General features: G+C 63.9%; 4 protein-coding genes. All 4 read right to left on the bottom strand.

Annotation, left to right across the window (positions count from 1 at the left end; all coding sequences use genetic code 11):
- Positions 1-187: 187 nt before the first annotated feature.
- Positions 188-1,360, bottom strand: a complete 1,173-nt coding sequence (locus R3280_RS15925) for a MalM family protein (RefSeq protein ID WP_318999595.1) — start codon at positions 1,358-1,360, stop codon at positions 188-190.
- Between the two features lie 38 nt (positions 1,361-1,398).
- A complete protein-coding gene (locus R3280_RS15920) occupies positions 1,399-3,024 on the bottom strand; it encodes an OmpP1/FadL family transporter (protein ID WP_318999594.1) in 1,626 nt (541 codons plus the stop codon).
- A gap of 37 nt (positions 3,025-3,061) precedes the next feature.
- Positions 3,062-4,054 (bottom strand): transporter, encoded by a 993-nt coding sequence (locus tag R3280_RS15915; protein ID WP_318999593.1) that lies wholly within the window; start codon positions 4,052-4,054, stop codon positions 3,062-3,064.
- A gap of 134 nt (positions 4,055-4,188) precedes the next feature.
- Positions 4,189-4,989 (bottom strand): C39 family peptidase, encoded by an 801-nt coding sequence (locus R3280_RS15910; RefSeq protein ID WP_413468795.1) that lies wholly within the window; start codon positions 4,987-4,989, stop codon positions 4,189-4,191.
- Positions 4,990-5,108: the final 119 nt, after the last annotated feature.

Genomic DNA, 5,108 nt, shown 5'->3' with positions numbered 1-5,108 from the left:
GGAGGAGGAGCGACAGGATGCCTATCTGCGCGTCGGCGCACATGGAGTTGCGTTGGGGCCGACCCGGCTCGAGTTCGACGGCTGTCGTTCGAAGCTACAGAGAGTCCGAAAGGGCGGCCGCTTCTACTGGCTGTCCCATCAATGGGTGAACCTGGAGGCGCCGGAAGACTGAGGGCAGGTTGAAGCCTCAGGGGTTCATTTCGGTCAGGCTCACCAGGCCCCTGCCCTGGTGGGCAATGGCTCGTGGGCCTCTGGCAGTTTCCACCACGGTCTGGCCCTGACGGTCCGCCGGGGTGGTGTAGACCAGCAGCCAGCGCTCACCCCGGGCCGGAAAGGCGGGCACCATCGCCTGCAGATAACCTTGGCGGTGCCAGCTTTCAGGGGTGTACTCCATAACCAGGTCCGTCACCAGCCGCACCGGCTGCATGGTCTCGTCAAGAAATGCCACCGAAGGCACGAACAGGCCCTGGTTGTGGAAGGACCGCAACCGGATGACCAGGCTCGCGGTGCGGGAGGCCTCCGGCAACCTGACCAGACGGTAGCGGCTCGGACCGGACAGGAACGGGTAGTCGGATGCATCGTCGCCCACCCTCACCTCAAACTCCCGGCTGTCCGACCAGCTCACCACGTCTTCCACCGGCAACTCCCGGCAGCAACGCTCCCGCCAGCGCTGGAAGAAATCCGGCCCCGACGGTTCGATGCCCAGTACCAGAAACGCGTCCGGACTGGCGGACGCTGATGTCGCCGCCTCAGACTCCGCCCCGGAAGGGCCGGCCTGATAGACCATGCCCGGGGTCAGGGCCAGCGGCTCTCGGCCCCTGTCTTCGTCGGAACGGGTATCTGGGCGGTAGTAACTGACCTGGAGCTGGCCGCTGGCATCACGCCAGGTGAAATAAGGCAGCGGATCGCCGGGGCGGATGTAGCCGGCGGCCTCCAGCGCCTCGGCGTCCGGGTAATTGGTGAGGTTGTATTCATCGTCCGGCGCCGGTGGCTCATCGCTGACCGCCGCGCTCCGGGACGGCACAGCCCCGGGCTCCGGCGCCCGGTCCGCCATGGCCGGTGCTTCCGGTTCGCGCCCGGTGTCGGATTGGACGGGTTGTGCCTTTGCCTTTACCTGGGCCTTTGCCTTCGTCTGGGTCTGGGCCTGGGCCGGCGCCGGCTCGGGCTGGCGCCTTGGCAGCGGCCTGGATGCCTGTTCACTGGCCGGTACGCGGGTGGTACGGACCTGCCCCTGTTCGTCCACCCAGGTGTAGTAGCCATCCCGCTGGACAAGGGACGGACTTTGCTGGCAGCCGGCCAGCAGGACCACCAGCATCAGCATCGGGAGCCAGCCTGCCGGCCGCATTGCTTGTGTGCTCACTCGCTTGGTCACTCCATCACTTCAGCCAGTCCCGACCCTCAGAACTTGGTGCGAAAGCTCAGACCCGCCGACGCTACCCGGAAGGAGGTTTTGACGTCCAGGCCGGCGTAAGGGTTGTAGATGATGTTGGTGATGTTGTCACAGTTCAGGTTGCAGCTGCCATTGGCCGGAATCGTCTCGATGGACTGCATGTAGCTGAGGTTGAGATCGATCTCGGTGTCCTTGTCCCAGCGGTAGCCCATGCCGATGCTGTAGAGATTGGCGTCGCCCAGGGGCGCCATGATCTGGCGCTGGTCGTCTGGAATCACCGAGTCACGGATCTCCACGCCCATGCGCAGATCCAGTCGGGAGGAGGCATGGAATTCCAGGCCGAAGCCCCAGTTCCAGACATCGGTCATGCCCAGCGGCAGCCGCAGGGTATTGGGCGTGGCGTTCGCCGGCGACAGTATCCGGGCGGCGTTGAGGAACTCCAGATTACGGTCGAACTGCAGGTTCAGGGCGTCCCATTCACTGTAGTCGGTCCAGCCTACATCGGCATTGAAGGTGACCATCGAGCCCAGGTCCACACTGATGCCGGTCTGGAAGTGCTGGGGATAGGTCAGATCCAGCGATACGTTGCCGGCCTCCCGGGGCGCACCGGAAGGCAGACTCAGGATCGCCGAACCGATAGCGCCCAGGATGGAGCTGTTGACACTCTGCCAGAACCCCGACCAGTTGTCGGTGTACTCGATGGCAAAGGTGCCCCGCAGGTTCATGTCGGCTTCGGAGGTGTAGTTGGCCCCCCAGCTGAACCAGTCGGTGGGCTCCCAGATCACCCCCAGGTTGTAGGTGGGCGACAGCGACTGTTGCACATCCAGGCTGAGCGCGCCGATGTCGTCCCAGGGCCCCACATTGCCGCCGCACAGGGCGATCCAGGGCGCCAGGGGCTCGTCGCCGGATTCACAATTGAAGGCATCCTGCAGCACTTCCGCCACCCCCAGCAGCATGTTGGGGGCCCGCATGAACTGGTCGGCTGCCACCCCCATGTGGGAGAAGTGAATACCGGCGCCCACCGACCACTCATCGTTGATCTTGTAGCCCACCGTGGGTGACAGATAGGTGGCCCGCTGCAGCGCCGTGGCCTTGGGCATGTATCGCCCCGGGTCGTTGCTGTCCCGGTGGTAGCCGGCGGCAAACGGCAGGTAGAAGGCATTGCCGAAGGTTAGCTTGGAGCCCGGCGGATTGATGCTGATGCCGCCGGAGGGCACCAGGCCGGGCCCCGAGGGCATGCGCTGGATGCCCACCCCGGGCACGTAGATGGCCAGGGTATTGGTGTGGCTGTGGGTATTGGCCACCGGGTCCCGCTGCTCACCGGTCAAGGGGTCGATCTCCAGGCCGTCGATCCCGAAGATCTCGTAACCTTCGGGGGCGAAGAAATCGGCATCGATGTCCAGATAGGCGTTGATCAGGTTCACTTCCAGCTGGCGACCGTCCAGCTTGGTGAGACCGGCGGGGTTGTAGTGGATCGCCATCATGCCCGGCGGATCCGCGGTCACCGCGTTGCCCAGGGCCAGGGCCTTGGGGTGGATCAGCAGGTTCTGGGCCAGCTGGGCCTGGACACCGCAGGACACGGCCGATGCCACCAGGGCGGCCAGCAGGCGTTGGCGTTGGCTGAATTGTCCCATCAAATTCTTCCCTTCCCGAATGGTGTCACCGGCGCCCTCAGTCCTTGAGGCCGGAGATGTTGATGGGCAGGGAGACCCCCAGCGAGAAGTCCGGCGCATCCTCGGTCAGGCCGATGCCCAGGCTGGTGTTGACGATGGTGGTATCGCTGATCCGGGTGCCCAGGGACATGCTGAGGAAACCGCTCATCTGATCCTGGGCCACCGCCTGCTCGCCGTTGCTGAAGGTCAGCACGGTTTCGTCGCTGTAGCTGAGCTGGGCGGAAATACTCAGGGAGATGTCGTAGGACAGTGAGTAAGCGAAGCCGGCTGAGCCCGACAGCCCGAAGCCCGGCTCAACTTCTTCCAGCAGCCGGGCACCGCGAACCTGCTGCAGGTCGGTGGCGGGCAGGTTGTAGGCCAGGCTCATGGAGCCAAACAGCACCACCGGGTCGAGGACCTTGGAGGCGCTGGCGCCGCCGGACAGGGTGTAGTAGCCGCTGCCCGAGGACAGCTGGCGGTTGACGTCGATCTCGTAGGGGCTGGTGCCGGTCTTGCTGGTGAAGGTACCAAAGAGCGTGGTGGAGATCTTGCCGGGCACATAGGCCAGGGGCTGCCAGCGGGCGGTGGCGGAGACATCGCCGATGTCGTACAGGCTGAGTTCGTCCTGGGTGTCGTACTTGACGATCAGCGGCACCCGGACCCCCACGGTGAGGTTGTCCTTGAGGCCGTAGTCGTAGTTGAAGGCGTTGGTGAAGTTGTGGGTGGCCGAGGGCACCACATCGATGTTGCGGATCGAGCCGTCGGTGATAGCCAGGTCCAGGCGTTGGTCGCCGGTGTAGGAATAGTCGAACGAATAGTTGAGGGCGTGGGAGCCCTTCTTCTGCAGTGAGTAGTTTTTCTCGGCCGCCTGGAACACTTCCTCCAGCTGGCGGGACGAATCCTCGTCCTCTTCCTGCTGGGCCAGTGCCTCACGGGCCTTGTCGACGGTGGAGTCCTGCGCCCACCCAATGGCCGGCAACCCGGCCACGGAACAGAGGAGAAAACCTCGCATTAACCAACGATTCATCCCGGCTCCCTTTTATCCTTGTCTTTTTTGGTCGTGGCAGACCCGGGCCTGCCCTGTTGTGATGCGGCACGCCACCTGACATGCGAAACATCCGATCATTGTGCTGGCCTCCGGCGGGCTTACTGCCGGCGGTAGTAAAGCTGCTTGCGGGTGTTTTCCACCGTCCCGTCCGGATTGTTCTTCTGGCGCTCCAGAAGGTTCTGGATACGCCGCTCGGTGGCCTCGTAGAAGGCCGGCAACTGCTCCCGCATCAGCATCGTCAGGGTCTGGTCCTCGACGTAACGCAGGTCCTCTTCCTTCAGCTCCAGGGCGTCAAAGGGCTTGTCGCTGCCGGGAAACACGATGAACAGCACGTTATCGTCCCACTTCTCGGCGAACTGGCTGAGGGTGAAGGAGAAGTTGCCCACCGAGGGATCGGCAATGAAAACCCGGCCGTCGCGGATCGCCCGAAGCACGACGAAATGCTTGAAGCCGGCGTGCTGGATGGGAACGATGGCCGGATGGTCGAGCTCCCGAAGATCGTCGATGGTGGCCCGGAAGCCGCCGGCCGGGTAACCCAGGGCCGTCACCAGGCGCTTCATGTCCAGCATGGAAAAGGCCCGACGCTCGACGATGCGCTCGCTTTCACCGTAATGCAGCAACCCCTCCATGACCTGGCGCTCGTTCAGGTCGCGGCCGAGGTAGTATTTCAGTACCGTGGTCAGCGCCGCGCTGCCGCAGCTGTAGTCGTAGGCCTGGCGCACAATGTTGCGGTACTTCTGCTCCACCAGCGGTTCCACCTTGCGCTCGAGGCGGAATTCAACCGGGCCGCTGTCGATGTCCTGCTCGATGATCACCGTGCCCCTGGGGTGGGGCTCCACGACGGTCGCTTCCTGCACCATTGCGAAGGTCAACATGGATCCTGCCAACACCAGCAACATAATGGGGGGACTTCCTTTTTTATCATTCGTCGAAACCGCCGCCGGGAGGTCCCGGCCGGGCAGATCCTGCCACCGGCCCGCACTGGCTTTCCCTGGAGCGCATCGCAAATAAAGGTGTG

Origin of the sequence: Marinobacter sp. (genome assembly GCF_033722195.1) — a bacterium.
Lineage (GTDB): Bacteria > Pseudomonadota > Gammaproteobacteria > Pseudomonadales > Oleiphilaceae > Marinobacter.
The sequence above is the reverse complement of the archived record's forward strand: the minus strand, read 5'-3'. Positions and strand labels throughout refer to the sequence as shown.